At 74.7% G+C, this 18,276-nt stretch carries 15 protein-coding genes and 1 pseudogene; 11 read left to right on the top strand and 5 right to left on the bottom strand.

Annotation, left to right across the window (positions count from 1 at the left end; genetic code table 11):
- Window positions 1-272: 272 nt before the first annotated feature.
- From ABZ719_RS24415 to ABZ719_RS24395, 5 genes are all read left to right on the top strand, one after another.
- Window positions 273-656, top strand: a complete 384-nt coding sequence (locus tag ABZ719_RS24415; protein WP_366727310.1) for a VOC family protein — start codon at window positions 273-275, stop codon at window positions 654-656.
- Window positions 657-1,143: 487 nt separating this feature from the next.
- A complete protein-coding gene (locus ABZ719_RS24410; protein WP_366727309.1) occupies window positions 1,144-1,899 on the top strand; it encodes a (5-formylfuran-3-yl)methyl phosphate synthase in 756 nt (251 codons plus the stop codon).
- Window positions 1,900-1,905: 6 nt separating this feature from the next.
- On the top strand, window positions 1,906-3,309 hold the full coding sequence (locus tag ABZ719_RS24405) for an aldehyde dehydrogenase family protein (RefSeq protein WP_366727308.1): 1,404 nt from the start codon (window positions 1,906-1,908) through the stop codon (window positions 3,307-3,309).
- A 2-nt stretch (window positions 3,310-3,311) separates the two neighbouring features.
- On the top strand, window positions 3,312-4,415 hold the full coding sequence (locus ABZ719_RS24400) for an NAD(P)-dependent alcohol dehydrogenase (RefSeq protein WP_366727307.1): 1,104 nt from the start codon (window positions 3,312-3,314) through the stop codon (window positions 4,413-4,415).
- 50 nt (window positions 4,416-4,465) lie between these two features.
- Window positions 4,466-5,371, top strand: a complete 906-nt coding sequence (locus ABZ719_RS24395; RefSeq protein ID WP_366727306.1) for a class I SAM-dependent methyltransferase — start codon at window positions 4,466-4,468, stop codon at window positions 5,369-5,371.
- Between the two features lie 90 nt (window positions 5,372-5,461).
- Here the strand turns inward: ABZ719_RS24395 and ABZ719_RS24390 are convergent.
- The 3 genes and pseudogenes from ABZ719_RS24390 to ABZ719_RS24380 all read right to left on the bottom strand — a co-directional run.
- Window positions 5,462-6,184 (bottom strand): annotated as a pseudogene (locus tag ABZ719_RS24390) (trypsin-like serine protease); the annotation flags it as partial.
- A 241-nt stretch (window positions 6,185-6,425) separates the two neighbouring features.
- Window positions 6,426-7,292 (bottom strand): HD domain-containing protein, encoded by an 867-nt coding sequence (locus tag ABZ719_RS24385; RefSeq protein WP_366727305.1) that lies wholly within the window; start codon window positions 7,290-7,292, stop codon window positions 6,426-6,428.
- Window positions 7,293-7,413: 121 nt separating this feature from the next.
- Entirely contained in the window at window positions 7,414-8,052 is a 639-nt protein-coding gene (locus ABZ719_RS24380; RefSeq protein ID WP_366727304.1) for a ScbR family autoregulator-binding transcription factor, read from the bottom strand.
- Window positions 8,053-8,162: 110 nt separating this feature from the next.
- Between ABZ719_RS24380 and ABZ719_RS24375 the strand changes: the two genes are divergently transcribed.
- From ABZ719_RS24375 to ABZ719_RS24355, 5 genes are all read left to right on the top strand, one after another.
- The gene (locus ABZ719_RS24375; protein ID WP_366727303.1) at window positions 8,163-9,119 is read left to right on the top strand and encodes a ScbA/BarX family gamma-butyrolactone biosynthesis protein; all 957 of its coding nucleotides are present in this window, start codon (window positions 8,163-8,165) and stop codon (window positions 9,117-9,119) included.
- Between the two features lie 266 nt (window positions 9,120-9,385).
- Entirely contained in the window at window positions 9,386-10,156 is a 771-nt protein-coding gene (locus ABZ719_RS24370) for an HAD family phosphatase (protein ID WP_366727302.1), read from the top strand.
- 254 nt (window positions 10,157-10,410) lie between these two features.
- Window positions 10,411-12,123, top strand: a complete 1,713-nt coding sequence (locus tag ABZ719_RS24365) for a helix-turn-helix domain-containing protein (protein ID WP_366727301.1) — start codon at window positions 10,411-10,413, stop codon at window positions 12,121-12,123.
- 307 nt (window positions 12,124-12,430) lie between these two features.
- Window positions 12,431-13,807 (top strand): diaminopimelate decarboxylase, encoded by a 1,377-nt coding sequence (locus ABZ719_RS24360; protein WP_366727300.1) that lies wholly within the window; start codon window positions 12,431-12,433, stop codon window positions 13,805-13,807.
- 44 nt (window positions 13,808-13,851) lie between these two features.
- On the top strand, window positions 13,852-14,520 hold the full coding sequence (locus ABZ719_RS24355; RefSeq protein WP_366727299.1) for a hypothetical protein: 669 nt from the start codon (window positions 13,852-13,854) through the stop codon (window positions 14,518-14,520).
- A gap of 145 nt (window positions 14,521-14,665) precedes the next feature.
- Here ABZ719_RS24355 and ABZ719_RS24350 read toward each other — a convergent pair whose 3' ends face one another.
- Complete coding sequence (locus tag ABZ719_RS24350; RefSeq protein ID WP_366727298.1) at window positions 14,666-15,397, bottom strand: SDR family NAD(P)-dependent oxidoreductase; 732 nt, start codon at window positions 15,395-15,397, stop codon at window positions 14,666-14,668.
- Between the two features lie 361 nt (window positions 15,398-15,758).
- Window positions 15,759-16,577: an AraC family transcriptional regulator gene (locus ABZ719_RS24345; RefSeq protein ID WP_366727297.1), complete on the bottom strand. Its 819-nt coding sequence runs from the start codon at window positions 16,575-16,577 to the stop codon at window positions 15,759-15,761.
- Between the two features lie 497 nt (window positions 16,578-17,074).
- On the opposite strand from ABZ719_RS24345, the gene ABZ719_RS24340 reads away from it, so the two are divergent.
- The gene (locus ABZ719_RS24340; protein ID WP_366727296.1) at window positions 17,075-18,055 is read left to right on the top strand and encodes an MBL fold metallo-hydrolase; all 981 of its coding nucleotides are present in this window, start codon (window positions 17,075-17,077) and stop codon (window positions 18,053-18,055) included.
- Window positions 18,056-18,276 lie beyond the last annotated feature (221 nt).

The following is an 18,276-nucleotide window of genomic DNA, read 5'->3' as shown; positions in this document are numbered from 1 at the left end:
CGGGGAACGTCGGGTGCTCGGAGGTGATGAGGGGACGGGGTCGGTCAACCAGGCGCGAGCCAGGGTGAGTTGAGGTCCAGTGCTTGATGCCGGGCGGGACCCGCCAAGTACCCCGGGCGCTGTCGCCCTGGCCGTCCTCGACCGCTGACCGGCACGATGGGGGGCTGCCGGCGTCGCTCGTCGCAGCCCCCACCCCGCGGAGGGTCGGGCGGCGTCCAACGCCCTGGGAACAAGGCCGTGTTCGCCTCCGGCGGCCGAGTACGCTGGCGGGCATGGCATGCCGCATCAGTGAACTGGTTCTCGACTGCGCCGACCCCGAGCGGCTCGCCGCGTTCTGGAGCGAGGTCCTCGGTTACGTCGAACTCGGCCGTGAGGAGGACGGGAGCATCGAGATCGGGCCGCCCGGCGCCGGCTTCGGCGGCCCGCAGCCCACCCTCGTCCTCAGCCCCGGTGGCGCCCCGCGGCCCGGGAAGCTCCCGCTGCACATCGACGTCAACGCCACCGACCGCGACCAGGACGCCGAGCTGGAGCGGTTGCTCGCCCTGGGCGCCAGGCCCGCCGACGTCGGCCAGAGCGGCACCGAGAACTGGCACGTCCTGGCCGACCCGGAAGGCAACGAGTTCTGCCTCCTGCACACCCGGCTCAAGCCCCTCTGACCACACCCCTCCCACCGCGACGACCCGCGGGCGGTGCCGCCCCTGCCGGTGCCCCCGCTGGACTTCTCCGCCCGCCGCGGCCTCGACGGTCCGGACGGTGACCCGGCCGCAGCGGGGCGGCGCGCCGTTCGAGGCCGGTGACTTCTTCCCGGCCGGTGACCCTTCGCGGGCCGGCGGCCGGTGACTCCTTGCGGGCCGGCGGCCGGTGACTCCTTGCGGGCCGGCGGGCAGGAGCGCCCGGACCGGCCCGGCGGGCAGGAGCGCCGGGACCGCTCCGGCGCGGGCCGCGGCAGGTGGCAGTACCGGCCCGTGGCCGGTTCCCGCCGGTGCGCACGGCGCACGGGGAGCGCCGGGGGGCGCCCCGAGAGGACTCCGCGCGCCCTACCGGTGCCCACGGACGCGGGAAATGATGAGCACACCGCACGGGACCGGACGAGCCGCACATCTGAGCCCCGGCCGGGCGGACCCGCGGTGGAAGGAGTCCACGTTGTTGCTTCTCATCTCCCCGGACAGTGTCGAGGAGGCCCTCGACTGCGCGAAGGCGGCGGAGCACCTCGACATCGTCGACGTCAAAAAGCCCGACGAGGGCTCGCTGGGCGCCAACTTCCCGTGGGTCATCAGGGAGATCCGCGACGCCGTCCCCGCGGACAAGCCGGTGTCCGCGACCGTGGGAGACGTCCCGTACAAGCCCGGCACGGTGGCCCAGGCCGCGCTCGGCGCCGTCGTCTCGGGAGCCACGTACATCAAGGTCGGGCTCTACGGCTGCACGACGCCCGACCAGGCAGTCGAGGTCATGCGCGGGGTCGTCCGGGCGGTGAAGGACCACCGGCCGGAGGCGCTCGTCGTCGCCTCGGGCTACGCGGACGCCCACCGGATCGGCTGCGTCAACCCGCTCGCCCTGCCCGACATCGCCCGCCGCTCCGGCGCCGACGCGGCGATGCTCGACACCGCGATCAAGGACGGCACGCGGCTGTTCGACCACGTCCCGCCGGACGTCTGCGCCGAGTTCGTCCGGCTGGCCCACGCGTCCGGTCTGCTCGCCGCCCTCGCGGGCAGCGTCAAGCAGGCGGACCTCGGCCCGCTGACCCGGATCGGCACCGACATCGTCGGGGTGCGCGGGGCGGTCTGCGAAGGCGGCGACCGCACCGCCGGGAGGATCCAGCCCCACCTGGTGGCCGCCTTCCGGGCGGAGATGGACCGGCAGGCCCGGGAGCACGAGGCCGCCGTCACCCCGGCGAACTGACCCGGTATGCCGACCTCTGAGCGCCGTCCCGCGCCCGGTGTCCCGCACGGGTGCTTCGCCGTCGTCGACCCGGCCACGGGCGAGGCCTTCGACGAGGCTCCCGACCAGCGGCCGCAGGAGCTGGACGCCGTCGTCGAACGGGCGCACCGGGCCTGGCTCGGCTGGCGGGACGAGCCCGCCGCCCGCGCCACCGCGTTGCGCGCGGCGGCCGACGCCGTGGAGGCGGCCGGTGCCGGACTGGCCCGGCTGCTCACCCGGGAACAGGGCAAGCCCCTGGCCGAGTCGTCCGCGGAGATCGCCCGCACCGCGGCCCGCCTGCGCTACTTCGCCGAGACGGCACCGGAACCCCAGCTCATCGACGACGGCCGGCCGGTGCGCAGCGAGATCCGCTGGCGGCCGCTCGGGCCCGTCGCCGCCATCGTGCCGTGGAACTTCCCCCTCCAGCTCGCGGCGGCCAAGTTCGCGCCCGCGCTCGCCGCGGGGAACACCATGGTGCTCAAGCCCTCTCCGTTCACGCCCCTCGCCACCCGGCTGCTGGGCTCCGTCCTCGCCGAGGCCCTGCCGAAGGACGTACTGACCATCGTCACCGGCCGCGAACCCCTCGGCGCCCGGCTCGCGTCCCACCCGGGAATCCGCCACGTCACCTTCACCGGCTCGGTCCCCACCGGCCGGGCCGTCGCCGGGGGCGCCGCGGCCTCGCTCGCCCGGGTCACCCTGGAACTGGGCGGCAACGACGCCGCGCTCCTCCTGGAGGACGTCGACGTGGAGCGGATCGCCGACAAGCTGTTCTGGGCCGCGTTCCGCAACTGCGGACAGGTCTGCATGGCCGTCAAGCGCGTCTACGCCCCCGCCCGGCTCTACTCCGAGGTGGTGGAGGCCCTCGCCCAGCGCGCGAGGTCGGTCACCGTCGGCCCGGGCCTCGACCCGGACACACAGCTGGGTCCGGTCAACAACGCCCCCCAGCTGGCCCGGGTGGAGGCCTACACGGGCAAGGCGCTGGCGGACGGCGCCCGCGCCGTGGCGGGCGGCCACCGGCCCGAGCGGCCGGGCTACTTCTTCGCTCCGACGATCCTCGCCGACGTGCCGCCCACCAGCCCCGTGGTGACGGAGGAGCAGTTCGGTCCGGTGCTGCCGGTGCTGCCCTACCGGAGCCTCGACGAGGCCGTCGAGGCGGCCAACGGCACCGGTTTCGGGCTGGGCGGCTCGGTGTGGGGCACCGACCTCGACCGGGCCGAGGCCGTGGCCGGCCGTCTGGAGTGCGGGACGGCATGGATCAACCACCACGCCGAACTCTCCCTCGCCCAGCCCTTCGCGGGCGCCAAGGACAGCGGCGTCGGCATCGCGGGCGGACCGTGGGGGCTCTACGGGAACCTCCGGCCGTTCGTCGTGCACCGCCCGCGGGAGGCGTGACCATGAGATTCGACGCGGCCGTACTGCGGTCGTACGAGAGCCCGTTCGAGGTCGAGGAAGTGGTCCTGCGGGAAGGCCCGGCGGACGACGAGGTCCTGGTCGAGATCGCGGGCTGCGGAATGTGCCGCACCGATCTCGCCGTCCGGCACTCGGCCGGCCGCAGCCCGCTGCCGGCGGTCCTCGGCCACGAGGGCGCCGGGATCGTGGTGCGGACGGGCGGACCCGACAGCGCACTGAGCGTCGGCGACCACGTCGTGCTGAGTTTCGACTCCTGCGGACACTGCCGCAACTGCCGGGCCGCCGCCCCCGCCTACTGCGACTCCTTCGCCTCCCTCAACCTCTTCGGCGGACGCGAGCAGGACCCGCCCCGATTCACCGACGGGGCCGGGGGAGCACTGGCCCCCCGCTGGTTCGGCCAGTCCTCGTTCGCCGAGTACGCCCTGGTCCCGGCCCGCAACGCCGTCCGGGTCGACCCCGCCCTGCCCGTCGAACTGCTCGGACCGCTCGGCTGCGGCTTCCTCACCGGCGCGGGAGCGGTGCTGAACGTCTTCGGCATCGGCCCCGGTGACACCCTCGCCGTCTACGGCGCGGGAGCGGTGGGCCTGGCCTCGGTGATGGCCGCCACCGCCGCCGGCGCGTTCACCGTGGCCGTCGACCGGCACCCCGAACGGCTCGCCCTGGCCGAGCGGTTCGGCGCGATCCCGCTGTCCTCCGATTCGGCCGGGCTGCCCGATCGCATCCGGCGGCTGACCGACGGCGGCGCGCAGTACGCACTGGACACCACGGCCTGTGCCGCCCTGATCAACGACGCCCTCCGGGCGCTGCGCCCCACCGGCCGCCTCGGCCTGGTGGCGCGGCTGCACACCGCGCTGCCGCTGGAACCGGGGACACTGGACCGGGGACGCGGCATCTTCCACATCTGCGAGGGGGACGCGGTGCCGGGGCTGCTGATCCCCCGCCTGACCGGGCTGTGGCAGGCCGGGCGGTTCCCCTTCGACCAGTTGATCCGCACCTACCCACTCGCCGGCATCAACGAGGCCGAACGCGACTGCGAGGCGGGTCGCGTGGTCAAACCCGTCCTGATCCCGCACCGAAGAAGCCGGTGAACGGCTCCAGTGCAGCGGACGGGCTCTCCACTCTCGTCAACGGAGGAAACATGGTCGGTACGGCGCCGCAGAACACCGGCGAGGACGGCGTGGACGCAGGGGTGGGCCTGACCGCCCTCCTGGTCGCCGCGGCACGGGCGATCGAGACCCACCGCCCCGACAGCCTGGCACGGGACGTCTACGCCGAGCACTTCGTACGCGCCGCACCGGCGTGCGCGGCCTGGCCGGTGCGCATGCACCAGGTACCGGACGGGGACGGGAACCCGCTGTGGGGGCGCTTCGCCCGCTACTTCGGTCTGCGCACGAGAGTCCTCGACGACTTCCTCCTCGACTCCGTCCGCGCCGGTGCCCGCCAGGTCGTCCTGTTCGGGGCGGGGCTGGACACGCGCGCCTTCCGGCTGGACTGGCCGCCCGACTGCGTGATCTACGAGATCGACCGGGAAGGCGTGCTGGAGTTCAAGCACAAGGTGCTCGCGGAGGTGTCGGCCGCCCCGAAGGCGGCGCGCGTGACGGTCCCGGTCGACCTGCGGGCCGGCTGGGTCGCGGCGCTGACCGACGCGGGCTTCGACACGGCCGCACCCAGTGTCTGGCTGGCCGAGGGACTGCTCTTCTACCTGCCGAGCGCCGCCGAGACGTACCTCATCGACATGGTGGACCGGCTGAGCACCCCGGGCAGCGCCCTGGCGTACGAGGTCAAACTCGAGAAGGACCTGCTGGAGTACCGTGACAGCCCGCTCTACACGGCGACGCGGCAGCAGATCGGCATCGACCTGCTCCGCCTCTTCGACAAGGGCCCCCGGCCCGACTCCGCGGGTGATCTGGCGGGCAGGGGCTGGTCCACGTCCGTCCACACCCCCTTCGAGTTCACCCACCGGCACGGACGCGGCCCGCTGCCCGAGCAGAACGACGCGCTGGAGGGCAACCGGTGGGTGTTCGCGCACAAGACCCGGCCGTGACGCCCGCCGGGCCGTGGAGGAGACCGGCCCGGACCGCACCCGGCTCAGGACGCCCGGCGCCCGACGACAAGGCGGCCGCTGACGCCTGGTGACCGAGCGGATCCAGGCCAGTTGCCGCGAGACCTCTCCGGCCTCGGCGATCTCCTGCCGGCCGGAGCCGTCGAAGACGCCGAGGAGGGTTTCGCTGCCGCGGGGGCCGGCGCTCATCACCGGGCCGCCAAAGTCGCCCCCGGCGGGAATGCCGGACACCTTCTCCACGCAGAAGTCCGAACCGCCCGGGGCGGTGAAGCCGTCGCAGCGCGGGTCGTCCGGCCGTACGACCCGAAGGACCGACTGCTTGAGCACGGGGGACTGGCAGGTGTTCTCGTCCCCGGTGCAGGTGGCTCCCCACCCGTACTGCCGCACCACCTGCCCCCGGCGGACCCCCGCCGTGGCCAGGCGTGCCGTGCGGACCTTCATCGGCGGAACCTCGATCAGCATCATGTCGGCGCGCGCACTGCCCACGCGCCTGCCGGGCAGCGGACGGACCGTGGTCCCCTTGCGCATGCCGAGGCTGCCCACCCTGAACGAGATCCGCCTGTCGGCGACCGGCTGCCCCTGCTCGAAGAAGCAGTGCGAGGCGCTGACGATCCACTGCCGTGCGATCGCCGTCCCGGTGCACACCGGCGCGCCGTCGACGAGCATGCGCACCGCCCACGGACCGTAGCCGCTCCTCGACCCGCCGATGACGGCACCGGCCGGCGCGGACACCGCCCCCGACCCCGCCACCAGCACCAGGACCGTCGACAGCAAGACCCGGATTCGACGTACCATAGGAACATCCCCTCCCCCCGGCGCACGGCCCGTACGCGTGGTGAGATGCCCTGCGGGCACGGGAAGTTCGGCTTCGCGCACCGAAGAACCCGGACGGGCGCCGGGCGCACTGGCCCTCCTGAACGTCCCGCGAGCCGAGTGCCTCGGCGCGCCCGGACCGCTTCGAGGACGCCCGGCCCGCCGAACGGCCGTACCCGCCAAGGGGGTTCGGCCCGGCCGTCTTCGATGACCGGGCGCGGCCCTACTCCGCGAAGGGCGCGGCCAGCACCAGGTCCTCCACCGTGGGCACCGGGAAGCCGGGGATGTGGCGGCGGCCGACCTCGGCGAAGGGGTGCATCATGACCGACATGGGCTTGGTGCGGCACAGCGACAGCATGGTGTCGACCGCGTTCTGCTTGAAGCCCTCCCTGGGGAACGCGTCGAGGATCTCCTCCAGTGTGCCGGAGGGGATCCTCTGCAGGTCGTTTCCGGCGAAGTCGAGCCCGGACCCGACGGAGACCATGGCGATCTCCGGCCTCTTGCGCTTCGCGATGCCCGCATTGGTGTGCAGGGCTATCGCGTCCCAGACGACCTCCACGCGCGCAGCCGGCATGCGCTGCTCCCGCAAAAAGCGCCGGGCGGCGTCGGCGCCGTCGACCTCGAAGCGCTCGGACGGGGTCTGGTACGCCTCGACCAGTCCCAGGTCGTGGAGGACCGCGGCGACGAAGACGAGTTCACGGTCGTAGGAGACTCCGCGCTGGTCGAACAGGACACAGCCGTAGAGATACGTCCGCATGACGTGGTTGAAGAGGGTCGGGGAGGAGGCGCTCTGCGCGAACGCCGCCGCCTTCTGGGCGACTTCGCTCCGCGGGATGCGGATGCCCGCCACCGTCCGGGGGAGTGATCCGGCGTCCTGCGGGGCGCCACGGCCGGCCGACGCCGGCCGCGAGGCCGCCGCGGCCGGCGCAGCGGACACCGCGGTGGCGAACGCGGACGTCAGACCGATCGTGGCGAACCCGATCCCGGCCCCCACGCCACGCCCCAACGCGGTGCGCCGGGAGACGCCGTTCCCGTCGTATTCCCTGCCGTTGTCTCCGTCGCGCTTTTCCGTGTTGTTCTTGTCAGACATGTGAAAGGCCTTCTCATCGGCGGTCGGGCAGCTGATGGGAAAAGCCTAGGGAGGGCGTCGGACAGCCGACAGCGGCGAAAATGCCGAGAACCCCCGGATTCTCGCCAGGCTCGGCCGTCCCTCACCGCGGCAGGGACGCGGAGTCGTCCCTGACCCGGGCCAGCAGGGCGCCGGGGGCCGGGTCGGTCTGCAGGCCCGGAAGGACCAGGTGCCACAGGGCGGTCAGACGGTCCTCGATCAGGCGCCGCTCGTCGAGCGCGTCGGACACCGTGTGCACGCCGAAGAAGGCGGAGACCAGGGTCGCGGCGTCCCGGGCCGGGTCGGCCCCGGGGGCGAGCGTTCCTTCCGCACGGGCGTCGGTGAGCAGGCGCTCCACCGTGGCGATCCAGCCGACGAAGGGAGGGGGCATCTCCACGTCGATGGACCGGCGTTCGGCCCACAGGCGCGCGCCGGCCCGCACGAGGACGTCGTCGCGGAAGGCCCGTGCGACCGCGAAGCTGAGGCGCACGAGGTTCTCCAGCGCGGGCGCGCCCGCGGTCTCGTTGCGGGCGATGAGGACGGGCCAGGTGGCGAAGTGCGCCTCGACCACCGCACGCGCCAGTTTCTCCTTGCCGGCGTAATGGAAATAGATGGCGCCGCTGGTCCGTGCGGACCGTTCGCTGATGTCGGCGATACTGGTCGCCGCGTATCCCCGTTCGAAGAACAGGTGCGCGGCTGCCTGCAATACCGCCCTGCGGGTGTCTTCCGCCCGTTCGTGCACGCGTGTTCCTTGCCCTTGGGGGAGATCGCGAGGGGGAATATAGCCCATTCGCGGGAATGCCGGGAAGGCTCGACGTGCACACCGCGCAATCGTCTTATTAGCATTCTGTCATGGGCTCCGGGCGCAGTTCGCGCGCGCCGCGTGTCTCGGACGGGCCACAGGACTGCGGCGCCGGTGAGACGTGTCTGACGCCGTCCAGCTGGTCCCGTACCGTCCCCCGCGAACTCGTCCACCGCGTCTCGGTGGCCGAGGTGCTGCTGACCGATGTACGGCCCTGCGGCCGCCGTGCCTTCTGCGCCGCGGCGGTGTGGCCGCGTTCGCACCCGACCTTCCCCCGCCGGCCCGACGCCAGGCACAGCCCGTGGATGGTCGTCGAGACCCTGCGCCAGCTCGGCCTCTACGTCCCCCGGCGCCACTTCGGCGTCGCCGCCACCGACAGATCCCTGATCGACGACGTGTCGTACCGGATCGACCCGGCCCGTGAACCGCGCGCGCCCCACGGCGCCACGGAGATCACCTGCCGGGTCACCGTCACCGACCTGGTCGAGACCCCCGGTTCCGGGCGGGTGTCCGGGATGCGCCTGCGCGCCGACTTCCTCACCGGGCGGCAGGTGTTCGCGCGTGCGGACGGCGGGGCGCGGTTCCTGACGGCCGAACGGTACGCCGCCGTCCGCCGGTCTCCGCCCCCCGGCCCGCCACGGTCCGCCACCGGCCGCCCGCGGCCCCAGCCGGCCCTGCTCGGCACCGCGTCGGAGGCGGACGCCCTCCTCGCGCTGCACGACGGCGCCCTCGTGGTGGACCCCGCCGACACCCACCACCCGTTCCTGTTCGACCACGAGACGGACCACGTCCCCGGGATGGCCCTGCTGGAGGCGGCTCGGCAGGCCGTCGCCCTGCGCAGCGGCGGGCGCCTGACCCGGCCGGTCGGCGGGCGGATGACCGCCTCGCAGTTCACCGAACACACCCCGCCGGCCGCCGTGCAGGGCACCGTCCGGGGCAGGGTCGCCGTCTTCCGCTTTCGTCAGAACGGGGCGGTGACGGCCAGGGGCGTGCTCCGCTACCCGTGAGACGTCACCCACATGTGCGTATTGCACCGGCACACTCCTGCCGGCGAGCCGGTCGAGCGTAACGTTCATTATGTTTCCGGATGCGGAGACAGGGCGGCGCTCTCCCACCGCGCCGTCCTCCCGCCCGTCGCGGCCGCCGGCCGGCTGCGACCAGCCCGGCTTCGCGTCCTCGTCCGGCGAAGCCCCGCGGCAGCCGGGCCCGGGCCGCACGGGCGCCTCACCCCCCACCCATCCCGATGGCACCCCCGCCAAGAACGGCGAAGCACATGACGAAACACCACACGCTCGACCCCGACTGGGCACCCGAGGCCGTCGTCTTCGACTGCGACGGCACACTCGTCGACTCCGAACGGCACTGGGAACGCGCCCGCGGCGTCGTCCTGCGCGGCTTCGGCCACGCGCCGGGACCGGAGTTCGCCGAGCGGACCAAGGGCCTGCACTACATCGAGTGCGGGGCCCTGATGGCCGAGTTCATCGGCAGACCGGACTGCGCGCAGGAACTGGCCGAACAGCTCCTGGCCGCCTACCGCTCCCTCGTCGCACGCGACCCGGCGCCCATGTCGGGCGCACGGGAACTCGTCACCGTCCTGAGCCGCAGGGCTCCCCTCGCCGTGGCCAGCAACTGCCCGGCCGACCTGGTGGAGTTCAGCCTGGAGTCGGTCGGCCTGCGCCACCACTTCCAGCACGTGGTCGTCCCCGAGGGACCCATCCGGCCCAAGCCGTACCCGGACACCTATGCGGAGGCCGTACGGCGCCTGGGTTCGAACGGCGCGAACGCGCTGGCGGTGGAGGACTCGGTCAACGGGCTCCGAGCGGCCAAACGCGCCGGACTGCGCGTGGTGGGGGTCGGTTCCCGCCCCAGCCCGGACGCCCTCGACCTGTCCACGTTGTGGGTCCGTGACCTGGAGGACCCCGCCCTGATGGCCTGGGCCAGCGGCCTTCCGGACTCCGCGGACAGGGGCTCCCGTGCCCCGTTCGAGCCGAACGTGCCCCCGCCGGGCGGCCCGCCCGACACGGACGCCGGCGCCCTGCGCTGACGCGTCCGGCCGCCGGGCGCCCCAGCCCCCGGCCGGGGCGACGGCGCGCGGTGACCGTGCGCGACGGCTGAGCCTGGCGGCGGGGCGCGGGGCGCGGGGCGCGGGGCCGGATCCGGTGACCGTGCGCGGCGGCCGGGCCTGGCGGCGGGGTGCGGCGGCCGAGTGCGGTGACGGCACGCGGCGGCCGAGTCCGGCGGCCGCGCGCGGCCAGGCGGCCCGCCGCTCCGTCCCCCCGGCCGCAACATAATGGGGGGATGGATCGCGAGCCGACCCCGCACGCCGGTGGTCCGACGCTGGCCCACCTCCTCACGCTGGCCGGACCCGGGCTGCTCGACGTGGTGGCCGCACCGCTCGGTACCGACGTCCCGGTCGCCGAGGTGACGGTGCACGACGTCGGCGAGGAGCGCGACGACGACTGGACGGCGCCCGGCCACGTCCTGCTCACCCCGGGAACACCTGCCGACTCCCCGGAAGCGGTGGACGTCCTGCGCGCCGCCGAGCGGGCCGGGGCCGCCGCCCTGGTGCTGCGCCCCGGCGCCCGCAGGCCCCGCACGGCCCTGGCCGAGGCGGTCGCCCAGGGCCGTACCGCCCTGCTGCTCCGCTCCCCGGACACCGGCTGGACCGAGCTGCTCGGCCGGCTGCGCACGGCCCTGGTGGCCGGGGCCGCCACCGCCCCGCCCCCGGGGGAGGGCCTGCGCCTGGGCGACCTGGCGGGGCTCGCCAACACGGTGGCCGACCTGGTCGGCGGTGCCATCACCATCGAGGATCCGCACTCGCGGGTGCTGGCCTACTCGCGGCTGGAGCACGGGGCGGACCCGCTGCGCACACAGACCATCCTCGGCCAGGAGGTGCCCCGCTGGAGGGTCGCGGAACTCCGTGAGCGGGGTTTCTTCCAGGCGCTGTGGAGCAGCGGCGACGTGGTGCGCCTGCCCGCCGACGACCGCTGCGCCGAGCGGCTGGCCATCGCGGTCCGGCACGGTGGTGAGGTGCTCGGGTCCCTGTGGGCCGCCGCCGACGGCCGACCGCTCGCCGAGGACGCCGCCGCGGCGCTGAGAACGGCCGCGCGCGCCGCCGTGCCGCACCTCGTGCACCACGCGGCATCGGGGAGGGAGGAGGCCCGACGCCGTGAACGGGCCCTGCGGGACCTGCTGGAGGGCCGCCCCGGCGCGCAGCGGACGGCGCGCGGACTCGGCGTGCCGCCCGAGGGGCCGTACACGGTCGTCGTCGTCGAGGTCCACGACACCCGGGACCCCGCCGGCCCGGCGCCGGCCGGCCCCGCGGGCACCGGGCGGTCCCCCCGGACCGCGCCGTCCGGCGCACCGCAGGCGGACGCCGCAGGCCACCGGGTGCTCGACACCCTCGCCCTCCAGGCGGCCGCGCACCTGCCGGGCTGTGTGACCACCCGCTCGGACGGCAGACTGTTCGTCCTCGTGTCCAGCGCCGGCGGCACCGAGGTGAACCCGGCGCGCCGTCTGGCCGCCGGCGTGCGCCCCCTGCCGCACAGCATGGTCTTCGCGGGGGCCGGACGGCAGGCGGCGGACCTGTCGGGGGTGGCCGCGTCCCGCGCCTCCGCCGAGCTGGTGGTACGGGTCCTGCGCGAACGGGCGGCCAGGGCGCCCGGCGGTTCCCCGACGCCGGCCTGCGCGGCCTACCAGGAGGTGGCCGCCGAGGCCGCCCTGCTCGAGGTGCTCGACAGGATCGAGCCCCTGTGGCAGGACATGCCGAGCCCGGTGCACGCAATGGTCACGCACGACCGGGCGCACGGTTCCGCCTACGGCGCCTCGGTCGCCGCGTACCTCGCCGAGTTCGGCGACGCCCGTGCCGCCGCGCTCAGCCTGAACGTGCACCCCAACACCCTGCGCTACCGGCTGCGCCGCGCCCGTGACCTGTTCGGCGTCGACGTGAGCGACCCGGTGGGCCGGCTGCTGGCGGACCTCGGACTCCGCCTCGCCCGCCGCGGCGGCTGACCCCGGCGCCCCGGCCCCTGCGGGGCGGCCGGGTTCCCCCGCGGCGATGGCCGACGGATTCCCGCAGCGGTCGCGGAGGGACGGTGACGGCGCCGGAGACGCACGGCCTCCCGCCCGGCACTCGGTGATCGTTCCTTTGTGAGACACGACGACACCGAGGCCGTTCCTGGTCGCGGCGGACGATGACGCGTCCGGTCGCCGCACCGCAAGCTGTCCCTTGCGGCCGCAGCGCGCCCGGTGAACCGGCGGGACGTGCGGCGGGCGGCCGCGGCCCGTCGTACCACGGATCTGTGAGGTGTGACTCCACGTGACTTCCGCTTCGGCCCGACGGCGGCGCACCACCCGGGAGGCGGCCCTGGCCGCGGCTGTCGGGCAGGGACTGCTGGACGCCCGCTCGCCCCTGATCGGCCTCCTGGACGTGGACGGTGTCCTCGCCGCCGTCGACAGCCTGCTCGACGCCTTCCGGGGCCCGGCCCCCGTTCAGCACACCTTCGCCGCCAAGGCGTGTTCGCTGGTGCCGGTGCTGCGCCTGCTCGCCCGGGCCCGGATGGGCTGTGAGGTGGCGTCCCCCGGCGAGCTGGAGCTGGCGCTGGAGGCCGGCTTCCCCACCGACCGGCTGGTGTTCGACAGCCCGGCCAAGACGGTCGCCGAACTGCGGTTCGCGCTCGACCACGGCATCGCGGTCAACCTCGACAACTTCCAGGAACTCGCCCGCGTCGACGCCCTGCTGGCCGGCCGCCCGCCCGCCGGACCGATCGGTCTGCGGGTGAACCCGCAGGTGGGGGCAGGCGCCATCGGAGCGATGAGCACCGCGACCACCACGTCCAAGTTCGGCATCGCCCTGCGCGACGAGGGAGCCGTCCAGGCCGTGGTCGAAGCCTTCGCGGCACGCCCCTGGCTGACCCGTCTCCACGCCCACGTCGGCTCCCAGGGCTGCCCGCTGCCGCTCATCGCGCAGGGCGTCCGCGCGGCCCACGACCTGGCCGAGCACATCAACGCCACGCTCGGCCGCCGCCAGGTCACCGGACTGGACATCGGCGGCGGACTGCCGGTGGACTTCGACAGCGACGAGGACCGGCCCGCCTACGCCGACTACGTCACCGAACTGCGCGCCGCCGTCCCGGAGTTGTTCGACGGCCGCTACAGCCTGGTCACCGAGTTCGGCCGCTCGCTGCTCGCCAAGAACGGCACCATCGCCTCCCTCGTCGAGTACACCAAGTCCGCCGGGGGGCGGCGCATCGCCGTCACCCACGCGGGCGCCCAGGTCGCCACCCGTACCGTGTTCATGCCCGGCTCCTGGCCCCTGCGGGCCGGTGTGTTCGACGCCGTCGGCCGCCCCAAGCAAGGGGCGACGGAGACCGTCGACATCGCCGGCCCCTGCTGCTTCGCCGGTGACCTCACCGCCGTGGGACGCGAACTCCCGGCCGTCGACCCCGGCGACATCGTGGCGCTGTACGACACCGGCGCCTACTACTTCTCGACCCACTTCGCCTACAACTCACTGCCGCGTCCGGCCGTCCACGGCTACCGTACGGACGCGGAAGGACGGATCCGCTTCGCCCTCGTACGCGAGGCGCAGAGCGTGCGCCAGGTGGTCGAGGAGAGCGGCGCCGCGCACGCCGACGCCCTCGTCGGCCTGCTCGCCGAGAACAGCCCCGGACGCCCGGACGAGGCCGCCGTCTGAAACGGCCGCGGCCGGGCCCCGGCCGCCCCCTGGATCGGAGGACGATGCAGTCAGGACCGTACGAAGTCGGCGCCGACGCCGCCGGGCTCGCCGCCCGGCTGCGGAACGTCTTCTGGATCGGCGGCGGGAGCGGTGCGGGCAAGTCGACGATCGCCCGGCGGCTCGCCGACCGCCACGGCTGGCGTCTGTACGCGACCGACGACGTGATGCGGGACCACGCCGGGCGGACCACTCCCGAAGAGGCGCCCTGGTTGCACCGGTTCATCGCCATGGACATGGACGAGCGATGGGTGAACCGGACCCCGCGCGTCATGCTCGAGACGTTCCACTGGTTCCGGGGCGAGGGCTTCGGTCTGATCGTCGAAGACCTCCTGCGCCTGCCCGGGGAGCCGTGCGTCGTCGTCGAGGGATTCCGCCTGCTGCCGCACCTCGTCGCACCCCTGCTGGCCGCCCCCGAGCACGCCGTCTGGCTGCTTCCCACGCCCGGCTTCCGCGCATCGGCCCTCCGGAGCCGGTCGGTGCCGGGGGAGGGGTTCGTGTGGAGGACCAGCGACCCCGCGAAAGCCGGCCGCAACCTCGCCGAACGCGACCGTCTGTTCACCGGACGCCTCAAAGAGGAGACGGCACGGCTCCGGCTGCGCGCCATCGACGTGGACACCACCATGACGGAGGACGATCTCACCGAGCGGGTGTCCGCGGCGTTCCGCCTCTGACACCGGGCCCGGCCGCCCCGCGCGGCCCGCCTCCGCGCGGTCACCCACACGGAGGGGGCGGGGGCGGCCGCCGGAACCGACGGGGGCAGGGTGTCGCCGGCGCGGGTGCAGCGTACGGGCGCGGGCGCCGCACGGCGCGAGAGGATCAGGTGAACACGGTGCCCGTCTCGTCGGCCAGTGCCCGCAGGAGACGGTCCTGGAACGCCTCGTCGTGGACGGCGGGGTGGGGCCGCACCAGCCGGCGGTGGTACCAGTACCCACCGCTGGTGCGCAGCGCCTCGGGATCCTTCCCGGCGGCCAGCCACTGCTGGGTCCGGTGCCCCAGCTCCAGATCGTCCGGCGCGCCCGGTCCGCCCATCTTGGTGGGCACCCAGCCCGGATCCACGGCATTGCTCGGCACGGCGGGCCGCAGACGTGCCACCGCCGCGGCGAGCACCGTGACGAACAGCTTGCTGTCGGCGTACGAGCCCGCGCTCGCGCCGGTCCAGTCGACCCGTTCCAGTGACGGACGCCCGCTGAAGTGCGAACTGCTGCTGAGGTACACCAGCCGGCGCGGAGCGCGCAGCAGGGCCGTGAGCAGGTAGGGAGCGACGACGTTGACCGGCATGACCGCCGGTCCGCTCCACACGCCGGCGTTGTGGATGACCGCGTCCAGCGGCTCGGCGTCGTTCAGCTCGGCGGCGACGCGCCGCACCGCGTCCCGCTGCGTGAAGTCGGCCACCGTCAGGTGCGCCCCGCGGTCCACCAGTGTGTCCAGCACCGCCCCGCGCTCGCGGCTGCGTGCGTGCACGACCACGTCGTGGCCCTCGGACAGCAGCGCCTCGGCCGCGGCGCGTCCCAGTCCGTCGGTGGAACCGGTCACCAGGATCCGGCTCATGAGCGTGCCAGTGCGCCGGCATGCCCGACGCGGGTCGGTTCGTGGTTCGTCCAGGCGGTCATCCGCTGGTCTCCTTCGCGATCTCTCCGGCCGCTCCCCCCGCGCGCCCGTGGAGCCGCCCGGTGGAACTGTTCCCTGCCAGGATTCCTCAGCCCGCCGGGGACCGCCGGGCGGGCGGGGGCTTCGCGGGGGCCCCGGACGGCCCGGCCGAGGAAGCCGGAGGGGGCATGGTTGTGCTGGTTCTCCGCCCCGGTGAGGAGGGCGGGGCACCAGTGCGGGCGAGCGCAGGGGCGGCCAGGACGTCCCGCCGCCCGGTGCACACGACCGCGGGCTCTGTCCGCGACGCAGGGCGGGCCCCGCGTCACGCTCCGCCGGACGTCAGCAGGGTGCGCAGCCGGCCGGGAGGCATCCCCACCGCGCGGCGGACGGCGCGGGTCATGTGGGACTGGTCGGTGTAACCCAGCTCCCGGGCCAGTCCCGCCAGGTCGCGTTCGCCCTCCTCGAGCCGGTCCAGGATGCGGGCCAGGCGCAACCGGTCGCGGTGGGCCGACAGCGTGCTGCCGGTGACGGCCGTGAAGACCCGGCTCAGGTGGTGCGGTGACGCGCCCACGATCCGGCTCAACGCCTCCAGGCCGACCGTCGGCCGGGCTGCCAGCACGGCACGAGCGTCGTGGGCGAGACGCCGGCGCGCGGCGGCGGAGGCGGGCCGGCCGGAGGCGACGCGGTCCGGCGCGAGCCGCGCGAACACCGCGGCCGCGAACACGGCCGTGCGCTCGGCGAGTTCGAAGCCGTCGGCGTCCCGGCGGGCGCGGGAGAGCAGCAGCCGGTGCGCGAGGGCGAGTTCCGGCGTCACCATGACCAGGCCTTCCGGGACCGTGGGATCGCCGCCCAGCAGATCCGCGACCCGGGGCTCGGACAGGACGATCTCGGTGAACGTGTCGGGGCCCAGGGGATGCGCGAACTGCTGCTCCGAACCGAGGCGTTCGACGAACACGCCGGCCGCGTCCAGCACGTGCTCGACACCGTCGGACCGCCCGCGCAGCACCCCGTCCCGGACCAGCACCAGACCGAACACGGGGGCGGGCCGCAGGGGCGACCAGCCGCGCGTCGTACTGCCGCAGCGCACGTCGGCGAGGTGAACGTCGTCCTCGCACAGGTACACCCGCCGGTCCCCGGACATGCGGGCATCCTAGGCGTGTTTCGAAGGCCGCGCCGTCCGCCCGGAGGGCGGGCCCCGCGGCGTCCGGTGCGTGCGATCGCAAGGCGGGGGGGGCGTCCTCGTACCGGGCGTACGGGGATGATCCCGGCCACGCGGCGAGCGTGCGTGCCGGACGCCGCGGGGCAGGTGGCACTTCCGAAACACGCCCCAGGCCCCTGCCCGGCGGATCACGCCCCGGGCGCGGGGGCCGGCCCGCCCGCCCGTGGCGTTGTCGTCACCATCACTCGCCGGCGCTCCGCGTCGGCTCCCGCTTGCGTCCGGCGACTGCACGCACCGGCGCCCGTCGGCCTGGACCGACCGGGCGCGGTGAGTCGACTGCCGCTCGATCCGCCGGACAGACCCTGGCCCCGCCCCTTGCCCGCCCCCCTGCGAACCGGACACGAACGTACAAGCCCCCGTGCCCCGGCCCCCCGCACGATGGCGGACAGGACCCCCACCGACGCCACGAGGGAGAGACCATGACCGACCGCCGCGTTCCGGACGGCGCCCCGACGACGCACCCCTCCACGAGCCGCCGCCGGCTCCTGCGGGGCGGCGCCGCCGCGGGCGTCGGCGCACTCACCGCATGGGCCGGCCCGGGCGGCTCCGCCCACGCGGCCGGGCCCCGCCCTGCCACGCGCACCGCGCACATCGTCGCCCGCCGCACGGGCCCCTACGAGGTGCTCGCGCTGCTGGACGCCCACGGGACCTTCCCCGGCCGGCGGCAGCACTGGTTCCCCGACGCGGCCGAGGCGGACTGGGCCCGCGCGGAACGGCTCGACCCCGCCGCCTTCGGCCCGGACGACACGTGGGAACTCGACTTCCGCTGCTACGCCGTCCGCAGGCCCGGTGGCCGTGTCACCCTCGTCGACACCGGCATCGGCCCGGTCGGCAGCCCCGCGTCGCCCTGGGCGCCGGTGCCGGGCCACCTGCCCGCGGTCCTCGGGCACGCCGGCATCGAGCGGGACGACGTCGACACCGTCGTGCTGACCCACCTCCACGAGGACCACTACGGCTGGACGGTCGACGCCACCGGCGCCCCGGTGTTCCCGAACGCCCGCCATGTCGTCCAGCGGACGGAGATCACGGCCCTGGCCGCCGGCGACAGCGCCCTGGCCTACGTCATCGAGCCGCTGCGCCGGGCCGGTCTGCTGCACGGGATCGACGGGCGTGTCAGAGTGCAGGGCGGGCCGGGCGGCCCGTCACTGACCGCCGTACCGACACCGGGACACACCGCCGGACACCAGTCCGTGCTGGTCGAGGGCGGCCGGGAACGCGTCGTGATCACCGGCGACGTCCTCGTGCACGCCGTCCAACTGGTCGCGCCGAGCGTCGCGTACGGGCTGGAGAGCGACCAGGCCACCGCCCGCCGCACCCGCCGAAGGCTCCTCGACGACGCCCGCGCCCGCGGCGACCTCCTGGCCCCCGCCCACCTCAACCGCCCCTTCCTGCGCCCCTGACCCGGTCCCCGGCCCGACCGGCGGCGCGTCCGTACGCCGCAGTGCGACCGGGCCGCGCATCCTTGCGCCGTGCGCCCACCGGGGGTTAGAGCTGCGAACAAAAGGGGAGTCCGGTCAGCTCGCGGCGTCCGGTGCGTGCGATCGCAAGGCGCCGGAAGGTCCTTGTAGCGGAGCTACCAGGACCTTCCGGCAACGCCGCGAGCGTGCGTGCCGGGCGTCGC

The organism is Streptomyces sp. NPDC006743 (assembly GCF_040703815.1).
Taxonomy (GTDB): Bacteria; Actinomycetota; Actinomycetes; order Streptomycetales; family Streptomycetaceae; genus Streptomyces.
Note: the sequence above shows the minus strand (reverse complement) of the source record. Positions and strands in the feature narration are given on the sequence as shown.

Excerpts from the sequence above, each read along its gene's own strand:
- ABZ719_RS24415 (WP_366727310.1), top strand. The coding sequence starts at position 273 with ATGGCATGCCGCATCAGTGAACTGGTTCTCGACTGCGCCGACCCCGAG.
- ABZ719_RS24405 (WP_366727308.1), top strand. The coding sequence starts at position 1,906 with ATGCCGACCTCTGAGCGCCGTCCCGCGCCCGGTGTCCCGCACGGGTGC.
- ABZ719_RS24400 (WP_366727307.1), top strand. The coding sequence starts at position 3,312 with ATGAGATTCGACGCGGCCGTACTGCGGTCGTACGAGAGCCCGTTCGAG.
- ABZ719_RS24395 (WP_366727306.1), top strand. The coding sequence starts at position 4,466 with ATGGTCGGTACGGCGCCGCAGAACACCGGCGAGGACGGCGTGGACGCA.
- ABZ719_RS24385 (WP_366727305.1), bottom strand. The coding sequence starts at position 7,292 with ATGTCTGACAAGAACAACACGGAAAAGCGCGACGGAGACAACGGCAGG.
- ABZ719_RS24375 (WP_366727303.1), top strand. The coding sequence starts at position 8,163 with ATGGGCTCCGGGCGCAGTTCGCGCGCGCCGCGTGTCTCGGACGGGCCA.
- ABZ719_RS24370 (WP_366727302.1), top strand. The coding sequence starts at position 9,386 with ATGACGAAACACCACACGCTCGACCCCGACTGGGCACCCGAGGCCGTC.
- ABZ719_RS24365 (WP_366727301.1), top strand. The coding sequence starts at position 10,411 with ATGGATCGCGAGCCGACCCCGCACGCCGGTGGTCCGACGCTGGCCCAC.
- ABZ719_RS24355 (WP_366727299.1), top strand. The coding sequence starts at position 13,852 with ATGCAGTCAGGACCGTACGAAGTCGGCGCCGACGCCGCCGGGCTCGCC.
- ABZ719_RS24350 (WP_366727298.1), bottom strand. The coding sequence starts at position 15,397 with ATGAGCCGGATCCTGGTGACCGGTTCCACCGACGGACTGGGACGCGCC.
- ABZ719_RS24345 (WP_366727297.1), bottom strand. The coding sequence starts at position 16,577 with ATGTCCGGGGACCGGCGGGTGTACCTGTGCGAGGACGACGTTCACCTC.
- ABZ719_RS24340 (WP_366727296.1), top strand. The coding sequence starts at position 17,075 with ATGACCGACCGCCGCGTTCCGGACGGCGCCCCGACGACGCACCCCTCC.